Consider the following 17959-nt stretch of genomic DNA (forward strand, 5'->3'; position numbering starts at 1 on the left):
ATCGCAGCGGCTTTGGGCGCTGGCCGGATCATGAGGGCCGAATATCTGCCCCGAAGGCTGGGAGAAGTGTGAAACTGTGTTGCCAAACACGAACTTTCAACAACGAAAAATGTAGTCTGGCCTTGCTGGTAATGGTTTTCGGGAAAGCTAAAACTGGAGGTTCGCGAAACGATCAAAACCAGTCAGCATCAATCTTCATGGGCTGACTCGACAGTCGCATCATCTACATCGCGAAATTAAGGTTAATGAGTGTGTATCAAAAAATTCTAGTAGCGATCGATCAGTCCCCCCGGTCTGAAGAGGTGTTTAAGCAAGCGACTGAATTGGCAAAATTACAAGGGGCCAAGTTGATGTTGCTGCATTGTTTGACATTGCCCCGCTCGAATCAAGATTTTGGCGATCGCTACAACGCTAACCTCGACAAATTCATGCAGCAAGCGCAAGCGCAGGTCAACGAAAGCATGGAAGCCACCCGCAAATGGATGAATGGCTTTGTCCACGATGCCGAAAACATGGGAGTGGAAGTCGATTGGGATTGGCGCATTGGCGAGGCCGGACACCAGCTCTGTGCGGCGGCGCAAGACTGGGAGGCTGACCTCATTGTGGTTGGTCGCCGGGGCCACCAGGGCATCAAAGAAATCATGTTGGGCAGCGTGAGCAACTACGTGCTGCACCGGGCACCGTGCTCGGTCATGGTCATTCAAGGGCAACCGGCGGCGTAAGCGCTGACGGCAATGGCTGGGGAACCAGCCTCTCAGGAGATCTCTGAAAAAGAATTTCCCACTTGTAGGGTGCCATGAGCGCAGCGTAATGCACCACAGCCCGGTATTTTTGTTCTTGGAGCCCGCCTAATACCGTTCGGTGTAGACGATGGTTTCGCGCAGCACTTCTTCCTGTTGGCCAGAGTCATCAAACCGCACGACCACAAAGTTGCCCGAATCCAGGCGATATTCAAAGTTGCCGTTGGTGATGATGTAGCCACCGCCCAGGGCTTCCACGTCTTGGGCAGTCACCACTTGTTCGGTGCCCGTCTCTTGTGACAAGTAGGTGCGCCGATTCCGCACCTTGCAAATGTATATGGTGCTGCTAGGAGTGAGGTAATAAGCCTCGATCGCTTGCTGACTGCCGCAGGTTTCATCGAGGGCTGTCTTCAAAGTGTCGCTGGGGGCTTGCCCAGCAGATACTGGGGCGGACGCGCCCTCGGCCTCGGCCATGGGGGCTACCGTCGGCAAGGCCAGCAAATCTTCGCGCACCCAACCCACCAAATCATCCCGCTGAAAGGTGACCTGATACCAGGCATAACCGTCGGCATCCGTTTCGGTATGGCCCAAAATCACGGATTCGCCAACGTCTCCGTAGCCAATCGCGGCGCTGGTCTGGGTGGGCTGCGATCGCACATTGATTTGTGCCACTGGGTCGTCTGCGGTCAAGCTCACCACGATGGACTCTGGACGAGCTTGAGCCGCTGCCCGGGCCTGCACACTGCCAGTACGTTGAGTAGAGTGGGTGGCGGCCCCAGTCGGCAGGGGCTCTGATGCATTGCTCACCGCCGTGAGTGCCGACGGAACATCGCTCTGATTCGCCCCCTCGGTGGAAGTAGACGCGGATTTTTGCCGACAGGTACTCACAGCCGCCAGTAATAGCACAAGCATGACACTGCCAGTAATTAAGCGCGATCGCATATGGCGTTACTCCCGTTTGTCTCCTCGCCCCATAGACTCTTCAACGACATCGCCGTGTACTTACCCCTGTTGTATCTGTGAACAGCTGCTGGCTAAGGCTGATCAGTCCTCAAAATGTATCCCATCTCGTCAATTGTGAGCGGCGTCTCCGGAAAATCTTGACGCGTCAGTTGTCGCATCAAGGTCACGCTGGCAAAGGCATTGTCGATGTAAGGCACGCCATTGCGATCCAGCGCGACGGGAATCACCCGCCCCTTGAGAAAATCGCCCGTTTCATCCAGATCCACCTGCAAGATCAGGGATAGCCCCAAAGGGCCAGTGGTCGATAGGGTCCGGTAGCCCAAAAAGTTGCCCAGCGAGTAAGCAATCAGCTTATCTTGATAAAGCTCCATAGCCCGGGGCACATGGGGGCCATGGCCCAAAATCAGGTCGGCCCCGGCATCAATCATGGCGCGGGAAAATTGCACCAGATTGCCGCGATTTTCAGAAAAGAAGTACTCGGTTTGGTTGCGCACGCGCATCGCGTCGGTGCCCTCAGCCCCGGCATGGACGGAAATCACCACCATATCCGCCTCAGCCTGGGCTTGCTGCACCAGGGCCGTCGCCGTTGCCAAGTCGTTCATATCGTTATGGTCGGGCCAATAGCTATACCCGATAAACGCGACGGTGTAGCCGTTGGCGTCCACCTTCACAATGTCGCCTTTGCGCCCGACGGCCTGCATCCCCGACTGGTGAATGTTGGCGATCGTGTCTTCAAATCCGGCATCGCCAAAGTCAAAGGAATGGTTGTTCGCCACGCTCAACACATCAAAACCAGCGGACTTCAACACATCCGTCCAATTGGGTGGGGTGCGAAAGGCAAAGGTCATGCCCTGGCTGATGTCTTTCGCCGCGTAGGGATGGTCCGTCAGCGTGCTTTCAAAGTTGCCAAAGACAATATCCACCTCGCCCATAAACATCTTGACGCTGTTGAACAGATAGTTCGGGTCGTTGGGCAGTCGATAGTTGGGAAAGTCGGTGCCGGGAATCACGTCGCCCACGGCCTTGATCTGCACGGCAGCGGGGAGAGTCGGCGGGGCGATCAGCGCTTTGGCGGCGGCTCCCAGCTCACTCGGAGTGGCAATGGGACTAATCAAAGAATTGGGGGAGATCGGTAACGCAGCGTCAGGGGTGCTGATCGCGGCACTGGGGTCGCCATTTTCTGTGGCCTCAGTGGGGACATCGGCGGGGGCGATCGCTGGCTCTAAAATCGTTACGTCGGCCTCTACGGGGCTAGTTGCCTGTCCCCGCTGGGCAAATAACCAGGTGACCCCAGCGGACGTGAGCGACCCCAACACAAAGCTCACCCCCGTCATCGCGAGGATGCCGAAAATCGCCTGCCGACGTTGCCCGCGCCGGCGATGGTTCAGCGCTTGTTGCTGCCAGGTGGTGGTGACGGACGGCAGGGGGGCTGACTGGGCGACAGCAGGCGGCACGGGGGCAGAGGTTGACAGGGTCGGCAGAGGCAGCGAAGCCGTCGAGTCAGACGACGACGGGGTCTGCGATGCAGCGACGGCGACGGGATCGTCAGCGATGGACTCTGCAGCGAATGGCTCAGGCGTAAACGAGGGCAATTGCAGCGATCGCGCCGTTGACCTGTGAGCTGGCTCAATCAGCGTGTGATGGATCAGCCGGGCCGTCGGGCCATCGGGGACGGCCTCACTCGTCGGGATTTCGGCAAAACAATAAATGTCCCAAGATTGCTCGCCCGATAGCGATCGCAACGCCGCTTCCAGCTGGGGCAGCAGACTCCCAATCATGCCGACATGGCTGGGAGGTAGATAAATGTGCAACAGTGGCGGTTGCCCTTGCACTTGCAAGGGGGGCGTGAGCGCGATCGCCGCATTGAGAAGGCTAGCAATGGCCGGACAGTCGGGTAACTCAGCCGTCTCAGGCACCAAAGAGTGGGTCTCAAACATGTCACTATCACATCTCACGGCAATCTAGCCGACCCACAGAGCCAGGGCGATCGCGCCACCGCTTCATGACCTGTGAATGCTAAATCAATCCCTGAGACGATAGCAAAAACTTCCCGACTTGCACCAAGTTAATGGCAATAAACGTGACCAAGAAAATCGAGACCACCACATTAAAGGCATTGCGAAAAAAGTTGACCATTGCTCTCATTGAATAAATTGATCCGGTCAACGAGCTCACCACCGCCCCCAACAGCGCTCCACCAGTGGGCTTACCGTAGGGCGACCACTCCGTTGACGCCCCCCATTGTGGATGACAAGCGTCTGAGAGGGCCGCAACTTCATACATTTCATAGGTTTCGTTAACATCCCATAACGACCCGGGGTCACCAGCCCGTTGAGCGTCAGGAAATAACCGCGATCGCACCCCGTTTACCCCGCGATGAATGCCCCCAGGTTTGCCAGTGGGCGCTCACGCCTCGCGCTACGTCTCGGCTGCCGTCATTGACGAAAACCGTCGCCACTGCGCGGGCGGCGGCGTCAAAAATTCATACGCCCCGGCGGCACTGCCCGCTGCTGCCGTCAGCACAATGTCAAAGGAAACCGAAACGCGCACGTCATCCGTGTGATTCAGTGTGACGCCGTGGCGCTGCCGCGAGGGAAAAATCATCAGCCGCCCTTCCACGGGGGGATATAGCGCCTGATCTTGGTTGAACGACGTCCACTCGGCCACCACATCCGTATTTTCGCTGCCCAGCCCCGGACTCACTTCGTTTTGCCGCGCATCGTCGATAAAGGCCAAGCAGCCGGACTCATCGCTGCCGGACTGAGGCACCGAGACGTAATACACCGCGCTGATGTGGGCCGTATTGTGACAATGGACGCCGACCTCTTGCTGATGGCGAGACACCACCGGCCAGGCCCGCTGAATATACAAATCCACCTTGCTGAGATCAATGCCCAAAACCTGGAGGTACTGCACCACATGGGTTTCGATCTGTTGCACCAGCCAGGCAAAGCGATCGTCCAGATGGACTTGGTGGATGCCGTGCAGATCGCCTGTCCAGGCCATTTCGGGAAAGTTTCGCCGCTCCTGTACTGATGCTTCGAGGGCCAAAATGGCGGCGAGGAGGGCCGGATTCTGAATGGCCGCATCCGGCAAATCTTCGTAGTAAATCGCCAGGGGAAACCAGCTATCAACAGGCATAAACCACCCAGGAGCTATCGCCTTTGGATTGTACGGGACGTTTGCCTCCAGAGATCGCCGCTCAGGGGGATGGCATCGGGACGGGAATGCCTAATAATGTAACCAGTTGTAACGTTGGACAATATTAATGCCACTCCCTAATCTCACCACTTTGGACGGTGCCCCCCTGCCAGCGGATGCCCTCGACGGCAAGGCAGTGCTGTTTGTGAACGTTGCGAGTAAGTGCGGCCTGACGCCTCAGTACGACGGTCTGGTCACCCTGGATAAGGAATATGGCGATCGCGGCCTCGTGGTTGTGGGCGTGCCCTGCAACCAATTTGGCAAGCAGGAGCCCGGCAGCCCAGAAGAAATCAAGGACTTCGCTAAGTCCAAGTACGATGTCGAGTTCACCCTGCTGAAAAAGCAAGACGTGAACGGCCCCGATCGCAGTCCGCTCTATCAGTTCTTGGTGGGCGACGGTGAAGACATTGCGTGGAACTTTGGCAAGTTTGTCGTCGGTCGCGACGGTGAAGTCGTGTCCCGCTTTGAGCCGCAGACCGCTCCGGACGATGCTGACCTCAAAGCCGCCATTGAGAAAGCGTTGGGTTAATCACTGCCGCGATCGCGCTGTACTGTAAAACCCCGGCTTCTTGAGAGAAGCCGGGGTTTTGAATTTAAGTGCTATCCAATCAACCGCTCAGCAGAGCTTCCACAAACTCATAGCTAGAGAAGGGCCGCAAATCTTCAATGCCCTCGCCCGCCCCGATAAAGCGAATTGGTAAGTTCAGTTGCTGCACCACCGCTAGCGCCACGCCCCCCCGCGCCGTACCGTCCAGCTTCGTCAACACCACGCCGCTCAAATTGGCCGCTTCGGCAAAGACTTTAGCCTGCTGCAAACCGTTTTGCCCCAAGGTCGCATCCAACACCAGCAGCGACTCGACCTTCGCATCCGCCGCTTTTTTATCGATAATGCGCCGAATTTTCGAGAGTTCGTCCATCAGATTTTTCTTATTTTGCAAGCGTCCGGCAGTATCCACCAGCAGCAACTCACAATGGCGCGATTGCGCCGCCGTAATCGCGTCAAACACCACCGCCGCCGGGTCAGTGTTCTGGCCCGGATTCGCAATCACCTCCACATCGCTGCGGGCTCCCCACGCTTTCACCTGCTCCACCGCTGCCGCTCGAAAGGTGTCTGCCGCCCCAATGATGCAGGAGTAGCCAGACTTTTTGGCGATATGGGCCAGCTTACCAATGGTGGTGGTTTTGCCCGCGCCGTTCACCCCCGTCATCAGCCAAATATTGAAGGTGTCTTTGTCAGGCACAAATTCCAGATTGTGAGAGTCGCCCAGGGGGGCATCGAGCATGTCCCGCAGGATCTTTTTGAGGTACGCGATCGCCTGCTCTGGCGGCAGGGCCTCTTCTCGCAGCTTGGCTTGCAGCGCTTCAATGATGGTGTCGGTCGCTTCCACCCCGACATCCGCCTGCAACAGCAATGCCTCAATTTCAAACACGGCGTCTTCGTTCAGCGGGCCTTGCCCGACGATCGCCTTCAGCTGGTTCACCAGCCCCCGCCGGGTCTTATCGAGGCCTTGGCGCAGTTTGTTCAGCCAGGTGATTTCCTCAATGGAAATGTCGACGGCGCTACGGCCCTGTCCGGCCAACACTTCCGCTGACCAGAGAAACGCCTCATCGAAGTTAATGTCGGGGAGTACGGGCTCCGCTGCCGTCGTCGTGGCAGTGACGGGTTGGGGCGCGGGTTCGGGTTCCGCGATCGCGGTTTCTTGCAAGCGCTCTAGTCGGGCTTGGCGCTCTGCCGCTGCCTGCATCCAAGCCGGCCCCGTGGGGGTGGCAGGGGGCGCAGCAGCGGTGGACTCCTCTGGAGCAGTGTCCGGGGCGATCGCCGCCGCCGACTCCTCGTCCGATGGCTCCACAGGGTCTGGACTCGCCGTTGCCGAGGGCTCAGTTGCCGCCGACTCCTCAGCGGTTTCAGCGACGGGGGCGGTGGGAGGCGCTGCCGCCGCTATTGCGGGAGCGTCTTCTGTTTCAGCCTCAGCCGCGCTTGCCTCAGCGGGCTCAGCTTCGGCGGGCTCAGCCGCAGCGGTTTCGCCCGCAGCGGCAACCGCTGCGGGCGTCTGCTGCTTTTGAATATTTTGGTAAGCCGCTTTGGCCCAGGCCAAATAGTCGTCAGAACTCATGCTCTGAGCCGCTGGCTCGTCCGCCGACGCCTCGCCAGCGGAGTCGGACGTCGTTTCCTCAGCTGGCGGCTGTTCCGCCTGATCGGACGGCGAGGACTGATCAAAGGTACGGCTAAACCAGTTGAAGTTGGTCATAGAAAACTCAATATGCAGCGATAACGAGGTTTACGGAAAAATCGGCGGCTCTTAAATCTATACCAGGGGCGCGTCAGAGTCAGCCTGGAGAGGCAATGGCGGTTCATTGGCTGGCGAGTCTGCCGCTGGGGCGGCCTCACTCGTTTGCAAAAAGCGGTTGACCCAGCGGCGTAGCACCCCATTGATAAAGCGGTACCCATCTTCATCGCTGTAGCGCTTAGCAATTTCGATGGCTTCATTAATGGCAACGCGATCGGGGACACCAAGATATTTCATCTCCGCAACCGCAATCCGCAGAATGTCGCGATCAATTTTCGGCAATCGCTTCACGTTCCAAGACACCATAGCTTCGTTCAGTTCAGCATCCACCTCCTCCCGATTTTTGCCCGTCGTCAACATTAACTCGATCGCATAACTGCGAATTTCTTTGCGGTTCGACAGCTGAATCATCTCGGGAATTTGCAGCGCACTGCCCAGGCGATTAATCGCCGATTGCGTCTTTTCTAAGGCTTTTTGCAAAGAGGTGCGCGCTTCATCTACGCTGCTGGCACGGGTTTCGCTAGCCAATAGCTGATCTTGCCCCTGCTGCACTTCTCCGGCGGCAACTTCCAGAGCATCTTGCACTTCGCCCGCCAGCGATCGTACGGCGGAGGTCACCAGCGCATCGAGATCTTGACTCGCGATCGCGCTGGGTTTGGTACTACTCAACTGGCTCGACCCCAACAGGGCCAGTTCACGGGCAAAACGGCGAGGCTGCATACAAATACCGGAAATAATCGCTTTGTGATCTTAGCAGGGTAAATTGATCCCCTCCATGCGGGCGATCGCCTCAACTCCGCCAATCCTCAAATTCTTTTCGCCGCATTCTCAGGCCACGTTCAGATTCGTCACTTAATTTGTCCATAGTGAAGCCAGTCCATTCGCTGTTTGTTAGGAGAAAGCCATGCGTTCGATGTTTGTGTTGCCCCTACTGCTGGCAGGTTTAACAATCGCTAGCTGCGGTTCCTCAGCCACCAGTTCAGCCCCGGTAGAAGAAACAGAAACCACGAGCGTGGCCGAGCCCGCCACCGATGCATCCCCGACCGATACGACTACCGCCGAACCCGTCGCCGCTGACTCCACAGAAAATTCAGCTGCGCTAGCGGCGGTGTATGTGCAAGATGCCGTGGCGATCGCTGGAGCCGACCCCGTGGCCTACTTCACCGAAGGCGCGTATGTGCCCGGCAGCGCAGAGTTCACCCATGAGTGGAGTGGCGCGACCTGGCAGTTTGCCAGTGCCGCCAACCGCGATACCTTTGCCAGCAACCCGGCCCAATATGCCCCGCAGTACGGCGGCTTTTGCGCGTGGGCCGTGAGCCAGGGCTACACCGCCGCGATCGATCCCACCGCCTGGAGCATTGTGGACGATAAGCTCTATCTCAACTACGACGCTAATATTCAAGCCCGCTGGGAGCGCGACATTCCCGGCAACATTGCCCAGGCTGACGCCAACTGGCCCGCCGTCGCCCAGTAGTCGGCCCAGTGGCCTGAGAATGTCACCAACCCACCCTCAGCCCCGCCCATCGAGAAATTTCCAGGGATCGCTGGCCCCTCATTTATCTAGGGCGGCCAGCGATATTGTGCTTTTTTAAGGATCGCTAACAGAGTGGTATAGGGAGCCGCGATCGCAAACACCATGCGGTACGCTTGGTAAGCATTGACGCTCATCTTCAACGGATATTGAGGGTGGCGTCGAGGCGGTGAATGCAGTCCTAGCAAGCGTTCACACATCCCGGCAGTCGCGACTACAACAGCTATCCTATGGCGCTCATCGTTCAAAAATTTGGGGGAACCTCGGTCGGCTCAGTCGAACGAATTCAGGCAGTGGCGCAGCGCGTCAGCCACACCGTCCGCGCGGGACATCAAGTGGCGGTGGTCGTGTCGGCCATGGGCAAAACCACCGATGGCCTGGTAAAGCTCGCCAATGAGCTTTCGGATAGTCCCAGCCGCCGCGAAATGGATATGCTGCTGTCCACCGGTGAGCAGGTGTCGATCGCCCTCCTCACCATGGCGCTGCACAGCTTGGGACAAGAAGCCATCTCCCTCACGGGGGCGCAGGTCGGCATTATGACCGAAGCCGACCACAGCCGCGCCCGGATTCTCAACATTCGCACCGAGCGCCTACAGCGCCATCTGACGGACGGCAAAGTGGTGGTGGTGGCCGGTTTTCAGGGGGTGAGCCCCAGCACCGATTTTGAAATCACCACCCTGGGACGCGGCGGCTCTGATACCTCAGCCGTGGCCCTAGCGGCGGCCCTCGGGGCAGACAAATGCGAAATTTACACTGACGTACCGGGAATTTTGACCACTGATCCCCGCTTGGTGCCAGCGGCGCAACTCATGCCCAGCATCACCTGTGACGAAATGCTGGAACTCGCGAGTTTGGGCGCAAAAGTCCTACATCCCCGCGCGGTAGAAATCGCCCGCAACTATGGGGTGCCCCTGGTGGTGCGATCGAGCTGGACGGATGAACCCGGCACCCAAGTCATCGCGCCCGCCCGTCAGCCGAAATCTTTGGACGACTTGGAGTTGGCACATCCCGTCGACGCCGTGGAATTTGATCTCGACCAGGCCAAAGTCGCGCTCCTACGCATTCCCGATCGCCCCGGCGTCGCCGCCCAGCTCTTTGGCGAAATCGCCCAACAAAGCCTGAATGTGGACTTGATTATTCAGTCCATCCACGATGGCAATACCAATGACATTGCCTTCACCGTGATGCGCCAGAATCTGGCTAAAGCGGAGGCGGTAGCGGAGGCGATCGCCCCGGTGCTGCGCGGCAATCCCGCAGACTCCACGGAGGCCGAAATTTTGGTCGACCAGCGCGTGGCGAAAGTCAGCATTGTTGGGGCGGGCATGATCGGTCGTCCCGGCGTGGCCGCCAAAATGTTTTCCACCCTGGCCGCAGCGGGCGTCAATATCCAAATGATTTCCACCTCAGAAGTCAAAGTGAGTTGCACCGTCGTGAGAGATGAGTGCGATCGCGCGATCGATGCCCTCTGTCAAGCGTTTCAAGTCACCTGTTCACCACTCGATGCCACCCCTGAGCCGCCGATGCTAGAGGCCGCGCCAGACGTGCGGGGCGCAGCGCTCGACCTGCAACAAGCGCAGGTCGCCATTCGTCAGGTGCCCGACCAACCGGGCATGGCCGCCCGCATCTTTGCCCTCCTAGCCGAAGCTGGGGTCAGCGTCGACATGATCATTCAATCCCAACGCTGTCGCCTGGTGAACGGCCACACCACCCGCGACATTGCCTTTACAGTGGCCCAGGCTGAGGCCGCCCAGGCCCGTGCCGTGGTCGAAAGTGCGGCGGCGGCACTGGACTGCGGGGATGTGGTGGTGAATGATGCGATCGCCAAAGTCAGCGTCGTCGGCCTAGGAATGATCAACACTCCTGGGGTCGCCGCCCGCATGTTTGCCGCCCTCGCCCAGCGCCAGATCAATATCCACATGATCGCCACTTCTGAAATTAAGATTAGCTGCCTAGTGGCCGAAGCCGACGGCGTAGAAGCCTTGAAAGCAGTTCACGACGCCTTTCACCTAGAAGGGGTCGAGAAAGTTGTCGTCCCCGCTTAGCCAACGTTAGCGCACCAATTTCCCCTTGCGCGGCATCTCCCAGACCATCGGGAATGCCTGGCACAGAGCACCGTCGATAAAACACCCAATTTTTCTCCCACGGCGATCGTGGAACTTCCAGATAGTGTGATATCGTAAATAACCGTGCTTGAGAAATCATGCATATTCACGGGTCGCTAGCTCAGCGGTAGAGCACTCGGCTTTTAACCGATTGGTCCTGGGTTCGAATCCCAGGCGACCCATTTTTTTCGCGTGAGCTTAATTCCAAAGGGTCAATCCACTTCGTTGACACCCAAATATTCTTTATCCACGTCCTAAAAAATCTTAATGTTTTCCGTTCCTTTGCCAGAATTTCGGGGCTATTGGGGGCTTCGATTAATCAGTTTATCGCGTCCATTAAGTGCTTTGCAGAAAGCTCAGAATACGCTTCACAAAAGCGTTTAGGGGCCGATTGTCACTGACTTGACCGTTTATATAGACGTAAGCTTCCCATCACAAAACGTCATAAAGGCGAAGGTTCTGCCTTAGTATTGATAGGTAAGGACACCTATTGGTGTTGAGTTACGATTGCCGAAGGCAAGAAAAAGACTAGGAGGATTTTTATGGCGCTCGTCCCTATGCGGTTAATGCTGGATCACGCAGCCGAAGAAGGCTACGGTATCCCGGCTTACAACGTCAACAACCTGGAGCAAATCCTGGCCATCATGGAGGCTGCTGACGAAACCGATAGTCCCGTAATTTTGCAAGCTTCCCGTGGTGCACGGAAGTATGCCGGTGAAAACTTCCTGCGTCACTTGGTGCAGGCGGCGGTTGAAACTTATCCCCACATTCCCGTGGTGATGCACCAAGATCACGGCAACAGCCCCGCTACTTGCTACTCTGCTATCCGCAATGGCTTTACCAGCGTCATGATGGATGGCTCCTTGGAAGCCGATGCCAAGACCCCGGCTAGCTTTGACTACAACGCCAGCGTTACCGCAGAAGTGGTGAAGGTGGCTCACGCGATCGGCGCAAGTGTCGAAGGTGAGCTTGGTTGCCTGGGTTCTTTGGAAACCGGTGCTGGTGAAGCAGAAGATGGTCACGGTTTTGAGGGCACCCTCAGCCATGACCAACTGTTGACTGACCCCGATGAAGCGGTGCAGTTTGTGGAAGCGACTCAAGTCGACGCGCTCGCGGTGGCGATTGGCACTAGCCACGGTGCTTACAAGTTCACCCGTAAGCCCACTGGCGAAATTTTGGCGATCAGCCGCATCGAAGAAATTCACAAGCGTCTGCCCAACACCCACTTGGTCATGCATGGTTCTTCTTCCGTGCCTCAAGAGTGGCTGGATATGATCAATAAGTACGGCGGTCAGATTCCTGAAACCTACGGTGTGCCTGTTGAAGAAATCCAAAAGGGCATCAAGAGTGGTGTGCGCAAGGTCAACATTGACACTGACAACCGCTTGGCAATCACTGCGGCCATTCGTGAAGCAGCGGCAGCCGATCCTTCCAACTTTGATCCTCGCCACTTCATGAAGCCTGCCATCAAGTACATGAAGCAGGTTTGCCGCGATCGCTATGAAGCCTTTGGTTCCGCTGGCAATGCTAGCAAGATCAAACAGGTTGGTGTCGAAGTCTTCGCAGCTAAGTACGCGGCGGGCGAACTGGATGCCAAAGTCAAGAAAGCCGCTGCTGTGTAACTAGCACCGGATCGTTTCAATAAACCGGAAGGAGCCGTTCGTGATTTACGAACGGCTCCTTTTTTCATGTAGCCAGAAGAAGCTCGGTAATTTGCGCCAAGCCTCCGGGCGATCACCAGCCCCAAGTGCCTGCGCCGCCCTTAAACGGGCCGACGATATCACTCGTGATCCAACCGCCGTAGAAGTCCCCAGTTTGGGCTTGCACCTGTTCATCGTCAACATAACAAGCTTCCATCTGGCTAGGATAGACCGCTACACAGTCCTGAATCGCCGCAAACCGTTCCGTCGGTTGGGGATAACGCCACACGGCATGGTTGACGCGGCGATCGCCCACCACCAAATCAAAATACTGAGCCACTCCCTTCCATTCGCAAAAAGTGGTTCTCTGAACCGGCACCAAAAACTCTTGTCGCACGTCCTCTAAGGGAATGTAATAAACCGGTGGATGACTGGTTTCTAAAATACGCACCGTACGCTGTGAGTCAGCAATGGTTTGTCCGTTAAAGACCACTCGAATACGTTTCTCAGAGCTTTCGACTCGGGGCGGACGGGGATAGTCCCAAACTGACTCTTGGCCTGGCTGAGGCTCAATACGCTGTACCATCAATTGATCATCCTTAATACGCTGTACTAATGGCATTTTGGCATGGGTGCAGTTGCCCTTGCCGACAGAACCAAGCGCAAGTAAGACTACTTTCTCTTCACGCCGGCCCAGTCAACAGCCCTTGGAAATCGCTGTAGAATTTCTAATTCCCGAGAAAGTTTTGTAAGGTTGTGATGGCAACCCAGTGAAGTAGCAAAGCAAGACGTGACCAACTTAAATTCCAACGAACCGCAAATGGAACCCCTCAGCCGCGTCCAGGTTTTGATAGCAATGGGGGTCACAGCCTTAGTCTTGCTACTGATCGCTCGCTTTTGGCTGCTGTTCGACTCAGTGGTCATGCTGTCAGTTGAGTTTGATGCTGAAATATTACTCTTGGGAGTCGCGATTGGTTTAGGCATCACTGGAGCCAGTGCGATCGCCTACGAAGTGTGGCCCAGCTATCGCAACAGCGCCAATACGTATCTCAAACTGGTACTAGAACCGCTTAACTGGGCCGATTTAATCTGGATGGGACTCTTGCCAGGGCTGAGTGAAGAATTACTGTTCCGGGGGGTGATGCTGCCGGCAATCGGCCTCAATATGTATGGGGTCGTCTTTTCTAGCCTGTGCTTTGGCGTGCTGCATCTCAGCGGTTTACAACAATGGTCTTATGTCGTTTGGGCCACGATGATTGGTCTGGTATTGGCCGTGAGCGCAGTGTGGTCGGGCAATTTACTCGTGCCCATTTTGGCCCACACTACCACTAACCTCATCGCCAGCCTATTTTGGAAAGCCAAGTACACGACTCCTTGAGGGACGAACTGTACGCATTGGCATAGATCGCCAATGGTGAAGCCTGAACAACCATCACCCCATAGACACATAGCTAAATTACGGGAAAGCACTTGACCAAGCTGTTTTATTTTATACCCACAAAATCCTCGGCCATTACTCTGAGGCACTAGTTATCAGCATTTTTTCAAGCTGAGATATCGCTAATCACAGAGACCGATAGTGGAACTGGGCGCATCGCAAAAACCGCCATATTGCCTGAGGACAGTTACTTTCACGATGAGTAAAAACACTGAACGGTGGAGCGATCGCTGTGGTCACTGACTAACGGTCATTATCGAGAACGTCGACAGTGACCAAGAAACCATCACAAATCAGACTATGTATATGAAGTTACCAAAAAATCCGTTGTGTTTACACCTAGGGTACGAAACCAGGAAATATACTGTGAACATGTCAAATCTCAGTAGAACCCAAGTTATGTTTTCTTCCTTAGCTAAGTGCACTATGACCGTTGGTGCTGCTGCTGGCTGCCTTCTGATGACTGCTGGTAGCGTTAGCGCTGGTTCTTTCACCACTAATTTCACACCTACAGTTCGAGATGCTGACGAAGACATTCTTCTCACATCAGTTCAGTTTGGCACGACCATCATCGACTTTAGCGACCTTGCCTTAGTCAGCGAAGCAATCATCTTAAATAACGATGTGATTTCGGCAGGCGCTCTCGCCAATAACGACAATAAAGAAGATAACGAAGGCGCAGCTAGTGCTGATGTCAACGACCAATCAATCGATGGGGTGGCGATGGAGCAACTGCTGGCAGGTGATGCCGCTTCCGAAGCTGCAGTGGTCGAAAACCTGAGCAGTCAGAATCTTGGTCATATCATCGACACTGAAGACAGCGGAGCCTTTGAAATTGAGTTGAGCTTTGACAAGGCCTTCAACACCTTGCTCGTTTGGGAGCGCGGCTTGAATAGTGATCTGGGTATTAAAGTCGGTGGCGAGACCTTCAAGATCACACGCAGCATGTTTACCAATGCAGGCTACAAGCTTGATACGACTGAAATTGATGATGTGGGTGGACAAGAGGTCGGTAGCTATGCCCTGAAGTTTTCAGACCTAGGACTAACTGGCGATTACGATACCGTCACTCTTTTCAGTAAGTCCCACTTTAAAGGCCCTGACTTCAAGGTTGCGGGTGCGACTGTGCCTGAGCCTGCGGCTGTTTTAGGCTTGACCGCAGTCGCTGGAGCGTTTGTCGCTGGCCGGCGTCGCAAGGGCGATAGCGCTGCATAAGTCTGTTTAAGCCCATCAGCAGCAGTGGCTTTCAAAAGTGAGCGCTGCTAACTCAGCATAGACAACAACAGAACCCCCTCGCTAAACATCCCTAGCGAGGGGGTTCACTCTTTATATGACAGCTATGTCCAATAGGATGTCAGGAACGACTCAGGCAGTTGGAGGATTTTGAGCACGAGGCTGGGCGCGATCGCGTCGCTTATTCCGCTTCCGCTGCTCAGTGCGGGCCATTGCTTTATCGACTGGAAAACCAGCGATCGGAATGACCTGATGCTGCCGCTCTTTTTCTAGCTGCTTGAGCTCGGTGTAATCGACCCAGTGGATGCAATCCACCGGACAAGTGTCGATCGCCTCTTGAATGACGTCTTCGGAGTCACCATCCTGACGAATGGCACGCGCCCGTCCATAGTCAGGCTCGATATAAAAGGTATCCCGCGCGACGTGGGCGCAGTGGCAACAGCCAATGCAAGTCAATTCATCCACGTAAACGCCTTTTTGCCGCAAAGCCCCACCAAGCTCCGGCTCAAAACCAGTCCGATCAGCGGCATCTCTCAGATCACCACCTAACTCTGGTTCTAAACCACTTGGAGAGGCCTGAAAAGTGCTGCTCGTTTCGGTAGAAGCATCTTCAAACGATTGGGGCATCAGATTTCCCCGATGAACAACTAAGCCCAGCGCTGGACAACCAGACGAATAGCACCGTCTTCAGTGGTCTTTTGCTCGGCTACTTGAAAGCCTTCCTGAGCCGTTGCTTCGAGCACAGTGTGGAAGGCGTAACGTTGAGTAATTTGGTTGACAAAACCATCAACTGATAGGGGTTGCTGCCAATATTGCAGGTCAGCAACCAACTCGTAGTCTTTAGTTTCGGGATTCAAACGGAACCCGATGTCAAACCCGTTAGGTTGCTCAATCACCACCTCGGCGGCTTCGGTGGCACCTTGATAACCACGCACTGGCGACGGGCCGGACTTCCAATCAACACCCAGATCAGTAAGGGCCGATTGCAAGGAAGTGAGGTTGCGGATTTTCGTCCGAATCTGGCTAAAGTGTGACATATTATCCGTGCTTTAACGAACGTTGAACTAGCCCCAGTCGCTATAAGTCGCTTGGTTTTGGGCATCGACTGTAGATGCTTGATGAGTCGATTGAGCGTAGAAGTCAGACGTTTGTTCACGACTGACGACATTCCCCAACTGTTCCTCAATCTTGCGAGTCACCTCTTCACAAGAGCGACCAACAATACCCGTCACCATCTCCTTGACACGACCGTCGGGATAGATGATGAATTCCAAGGTTTCCATACAGCGCTTCAGGTAGTGGAAAATGAGTCAGTCTGAAAAGACTGGAATACTAGGATAGAAGCTATTAGACAACTTTATCCTACTAAGCATTTCTGAAGGAAGACGAGCCATCGCATAGCAAATGTTAATGCAAGTTATTGACAGCGAGAGTATTCACTTCGAATTACTGCTCAGTGTTACGTAAATAGCTGCTTAGCGTCAACCTATCAGCAGGATGGGTGACGCTAAAATCAAGGGTCCTTGCGATCTCGATCGCAAAAACGTTGCAGTTCTTTACGACTTGCAACATCATACTGCGATTGCGGTTGGCCGGGTTGAAATTGGCGCGATGACTGCGGCGAGATCGCCCGATAATGAGGAACTGTGAAGTAAACGGATAACCCCATGAATTCTCAAACAATGGCGTCACAATCACCGATCGCAGTGGGCGTGCTCGGGTTTGGTGGGCTGGGTCAGGCCGCAACGCGGGTACTCATGCCCAAGACAGAAATGCAGTTGGTCGCAGCGGCAGACAAACAAGGCTATGTGTATGATGCGCGCGGTTTAGACCCTCAAAGCTGTATTGCGGCATATCGCGATCGCGGCTCGGTGGGCTATGTCGAGTCCGGCGGCGTGCTCAGTCAGCAAAGCATTGCCGATCTGATTCAGGCGGCTCCTGACGTGCAGGGTTACTTTCTGGCCTTGCCGAACCTGCCCAACACCTTTATGGCTTCTGTTGTGAAGCAATTCATTGCGTCCGGCTGGCAGGGGGTGCTGGTGGATGCGTTGAAGCGCACCAGTGCCATGGAGCAAATTTGGGCCTTGCGGGACGAGTTGCAAGCCGCGGGCATTACCTATATGACCGGGTGTGGGGCTACCCCAGGGTTGTTGACCGCAGCGGCGACGGTGGCGGCCCAAAGCTACACCGAGATTCACAGTGTCAAAATCACCTTTGGGGTGGGCATCGCCAACTGGGAAGCGTATCGGGCCACCATTCGCGAAGATATTGCCCACATGCCGGAGTACGACGTGGACTCGGCCCAGGCGATGAGCGATGCCGAAGTGGCAGCCCTACTAGATCGCACCAACGGCGTTCTCCAGCTCGAAAATATGGAACATGCCGATGATTTGATGCTGGAACTGGCGGGGATTTGCGATCGCGACCAGGTGACCGTCGGCGGCATTGTGGATACCCGCAACGCGAAGAAGCCCCTCAGCACCAATGTCCAAGTGACGGGCCGCACCTTTGAGGGCAAAATTTCGACCCACACGTTTACCCTGGGCGATGAAACCAGCATGGCGGCAAACGTCTGTGGGCCAGCGTTTGGATATCTCAAAGCCGGGATTGCCTTACACCAGCGCGGGCAGCAAGGGCTCTATACGGCAGCGGAAGTGATGCCGCAGTTTGTCCGCTAATACGCTCTGGGCATAAAACTCGGTAAATGATGCTTCAAGGCAACGGTATGAGGCCCTGGAAGTACAGGTCATCGGGTTTTGTGCCCTGATTAATTTTGCTCAGGCAAAAATCTAAATCTGCTGACAGTGGAGTTGACGGCAGATC

At 55.6% G+C, this 17959-nt stretch carries 18 protein-coding genes and 1 tRNA gene; 9 read left to right on the forward strand and 10 right to left on the reverse strand.

Annotated features, from left to right (window positions below):
• The first annotated feature begins 251 nt into the window (after positions 1-251).
• The gene (locus JUK32_RS08110) at positions 252-722 is read left to right on the forward strand and encodes a universal stress protein (protein WP_204138351.1); all 471 of its coding nucleotides are present in this window, start codon (positions 252-254) and stop codon (positions 720-722) included.
• 126 nt (positions 723-848) lie between these two features.
• Here JUK32_RS08110 and JUK32_RS08115 read toward each other — a convergent pair whose 3' ends face one another.
• From JUK32_RS08115 to JUK32_RS08130, 4 genes are all read right to left on the reverse strand, one after another.
• Positions 849-1682, reverse strand: coding sequence for an SH3 domain-containing protein (locus tag JUK32_RS08115; RefSeq protein WP_204138352.1), 834 nt, complete (start codon positions 1680-1682; stop codon positions 849-851).
• A 92-nt stretch (positions 1683-1774) separates the two neighbouring features.
• On the reverse strand, positions 1775-3640 hold the full coding sequence (locus JUK32_RS08120) for a CapA family protein (RefSeq protein ID WP_204138353.1): 1866 nt from the start codon (positions 3638-3640) through the stop codon (positions 1775-1777).
• A gap of 79 nt (positions 3641-3719) precedes the next feature.
• Complete coding sequence (locus tag JUK32_RS08125; protein ID WP_204138354.1) at positions 3720-4064, reverse strand: hypothetical protein; 345 nt, start codon at positions 4062-4064, stop codon at positions 3720-3722.
• 57 nt (positions 4065-4121) lie between these two features.
• A complete protein-coding gene (locus JUK32_RS08130; protein ID WP_204138355.1) occupies positions 4122-4844 on the reverse strand; it encodes a TIGR02466 family protein in 723 nt (240 codons plus the stop codon).
• Between the two features lie 127 nt (positions 4845-4971).
• Between JUK32_RS08130 and JUK32_RS08135 the strand changes: the two genes are divergently transcribed.
• Positions 4972-5433, forward strand: coding sequence for a glutathione peroxidase (locus JUK32_RS08135; protein WP_204138356.1), 462 nt, complete (start codon positions 4972-4974; stop codon positions 5431-5433).
• A 79-nt stretch (positions 5434-5512) separates the two neighbouring features.
• Here JUK32_RS08135 and ftsY read toward each other — a convergent pair whose 3' ends face one another.
• Both ftsY and nusB read right to left on the reverse strand, forming a co-directional pair.
• The gene (ftsY, locus tag JUK32_RS08140; protein ID WP_204138357.1) at positions 5513-7153 is read right to left on the reverse strand and encodes a signal recognition particle-docking protein FtsY; all 1641 of its coding nucleotides are present in this window, start codon (positions 7151-7153) and stop codon (positions 5513-5515) included.
• Positions 7154-7210: 57 nt separating this feature from the next.
• On the reverse strand, positions 7211-7912 hold the full coding sequence (gene nusB / locus JUK32_RS08145; RefSeq protein ID WP_204138358.1) for a transcription antitermination factor NusB: 702 nt from the start codon (positions 7910-7912) through the stop codon (positions 7211-7213).
• 184 nt (positions 7913-8096) lie between these two features.
• On the opposite strand from nusB, the gene JUK32_RS08150 reads away from it, so the two are divergent.
• From JUK32_RS08150 to fba, 4 genes are all read left to right on the forward strand, one after another.
• Entirely contained in the window at positions 8097-8666 is a 570-nt protein-coding gene (locus JUK32_RS08150; RefSeq protein ID WP_204138359.1) for a YHS domain-containing (seleno)protein, read from the forward strand.
• 287 nt (positions 8667-8953) lie between these two features.
• Positions 8954-10765, forward strand: coding sequence for an aspartate kinase (locus tag JUK32_RS08155; RefSeq protein WP_204138360.1), 1812 nt, complete (start codon positions 8954-8956; stop codon positions 10763-10765).
• A gap of 170 nt (positions 10766-10935) precedes the next feature.
• Positions 10936-11007, forward strand: a tRNA-Lys gene (locus JUK32_RS08160).
• Positions 11008-11367: 360 nt separating this feature from the next.
• Positions 11368-12447 carry a class II fructose-bisphosphate aldolase gene (gene fba / locus JUK32_RS08165; protein ID WP_204138361.1) on the forward strand — a complete coding sequence of 360 codons (1080 nt, stop codon included), beginning with the start codon at positions 11368-11370 and terminating at the stop codon, positions 12445-12447.
• Between the two features lie 112 nt (positions 12448-12559).
• On the opposite strand, the gene JUK32_RS08170 is transcribed toward fba, so the two are convergent.
• Positions 12560-13051: a DUF427 domain-containing protein gene (locus JUK32_RS08170; RefSeq protein ID WP_204138362.1), complete on the reverse strand. Its 492-nt coding sequence runs from the start codon at positions 13049-13051 to the stop codon at positions 12560-12562.
• Between the two features lie 270 nt (positions 13052-13321).
• Between JUK32_RS08170 and JUK32_RS08175 the strand changes: the two genes are divergently transcribed.
• Positions 13322-13843: a CPBP family intramembrane glutamic endopeptidase gene (locus JUK32_RS08175; RefSeq protein ID WP_239112450.1), complete on the forward strand. Its 522-nt coding sequence runs from the start codon at positions 13322-13324 to the stop codon at positions 13841-13843.
• Between the two features lie 459 nt (positions 13844-14302).
• Positions 14303-15118: an exosortase-dependent surface protein XDP2 gene (locus JUK32_RS08180; RefSeq protein WP_204138363.1), complete on the forward strand. Its 816-nt coding sequence runs from the start codon at positions 14303-14305 to the stop codon at positions 15116-15118.
• A gap of 150 nt (positions 15119-15268) precedes the next feature.
• On the opposite strand, the gene JUK32_RS08185 is transcribed toward JUK32_RS08180, so the two are convergent.
• The 3 genes from JUK32_RS08185 to JUK32_RS08195 are packed head-to-tail and all read right to left on the reverse strand — an operon-like array spanning position 15269 to position 16419.
• Positions 15269-15763, reverse strand: coding sequence for a ferredoxin (locus JUK32_RS08185; RefSeq protein WP_204138364.1), 495 nt, complete (start codon positions 15761-15763; stop codon positions 15269-15271).
• Positions 15764-15783: 20 nt separating this feature from the next.
• Positions 15784-16173, reverse strand: a complete 390-nt coding sequence (locus tag JUK32_RS08190) for a DUF1257 domain-containing protein (protein WP_204138365.1) — start codon at positions 16171-16173, stop codon at positions 15784-15786.
• A gap of 27 nt (positions 16174-16200) precedes the next feature.
• On the reverse strand, positions 16201-16419 hold the full coding sequence (locus JUK32_RS08195; RefSeq protein WP_204138366.1) for a DUF2997 domain-containing protein: 219 nt from the start codon (positions 16417-16419) through the stop codon (positions 16201-16203).
• Positions 16420-16803: 384 nt separating this feature from the next.
• Here JUK32_RS08195 and JUK32_RS08200 point away from each other — a divergent pair, with 384 nt between their 5' ends.
• The gene (locus tag JUK32_RS08200; protein WP_204138367.1) at positions 16804-17814 is read left to right on the forward strand and encodes a saccharopine dehydrogenase-like oxidoreductase; all 1011 of its coding nucleotides are present in this window, start codon (positions 16804-16806) and stop codon (positions 17812-17814) included.
• Positions 17815-17959: the final 145 nt, after the last annotated feature.

This window comes from Halomicronema sp. CCY15110, assembly GCF_016888165.1.
In the GTDB taxonomy this organism is placed as follows: Bacteria; Cyanobacteriota; Cyanobacteriia; order Phormidesmidales; family Phormidesmidaceae; genus Halomicronema.

Coding starts and splice junctions, on each gene's coding strand:
- JUK32_RS08115 (WP_204138352.1), bottom strand. CDS start 1,682: ATGCGATCGCGCTTAATTACTGGCAGTGTCATGCTTGTGCTATTACTG.
- JUK32_RS08120 (WP_204138353.1), bottom strand. CDS start 3,640: ATGTTTGAGACCCACTCTTTGGTGCCTGAGACGGCTGAGTTACCCGAC.
- JUK32_RS08130 (WP_204138355.1), bottom strand. CDS start 4,844: ATGCCTGTTGATAGCTGGTTTCCCCTGGCGATTTACTACGAAGATTTG.
- JUK32_RS08135 (WP_204138356.1), top strand. CDS start 4,972: ATGCCACTCCCTAATCTCACCACTTTGGACGGTGCCCCCCTGCCAGCG.
- ftsY (WP_204138357.1), bottom strand. CDS start 7,153: ATGACCAACTTCAACTGGTTTAGCCGTACCTTTGATCAGTCCTCGCCG.
- nusB (WP_204138358.1), bottom strand. CDS start 7,912: ATGCAGCCTCGCCGTTTTGCCCGTGAACTGGCCCTGTTGGGGTCGAGC.
- JUK32_RS08150 (WP_204138359.1), top strand. CDS start 8,097: ATGCGTTCGATGTTTGTGTTGCCCCTACTGCTGGCAGGTTTAACAATC.
- JUK32_RS08155 (WP_204138360.1), top strand. CDS start 8,954: ATGGCGCTCATCGTTCAAAAATTTGGGGGAACCTCGGTCGGCTCAGTC.
- fba (WP_204138361.1), top strand. CDS start 11,368: ATGGCGCTCGTCCCTATGCGGTTAATGCTGGATCACGCAGCCGAAGAA.
- JUK32_RS08170 (WP_204138362.1), bottom strand. CDS start 13,051: ATGGTACAGCGTATTGAGCCTCAGCCAGGCCAAGAGTCAGTTTGGGAC.
- JUK32_RS08175 (WP_239112450.1), top strand. CDS start 13,322: ATGGGGGTCACAGCCTTAGTCTTGCTACTGATCGCTCGCTTTTGGCTG.
- JUK32_RS08180 (WP_204138363.1), top strand. CDS start 14,303: ATGTTTTCTTCCTTAGCTAAGTGCACTATGACCGTTGGTGCTGCTGCT.
- JUK32_RS08185 (WP_204138364.1), bottom strand. CDS start 15,763: ATGCCCCAATCGTTTGAAGATGCTTCTACCGAAACGAGCAGCACTTTT.
- JUK32_RS08190 (WP_204138365.1), bottom strand. CDS start 16,173: ATGTCACACTTTAGCCAGATTCGGACGAAAATCCGCAACCTCACTTCC.
- JUK32_RS08195 (WP_204138366.1), bottom strand. CDS start 16,419: ATGGAAACCTTGGAATTCATCATCTATCCCGACGGTCGTGTCAAGGAG.
- JUK32_RS08200 (WP_204138367.1), top strand. CDS start 16,804: ATGAATTCTCAAACAATGGCGTCACAATCACCGATCGCAGTGGGCGTG.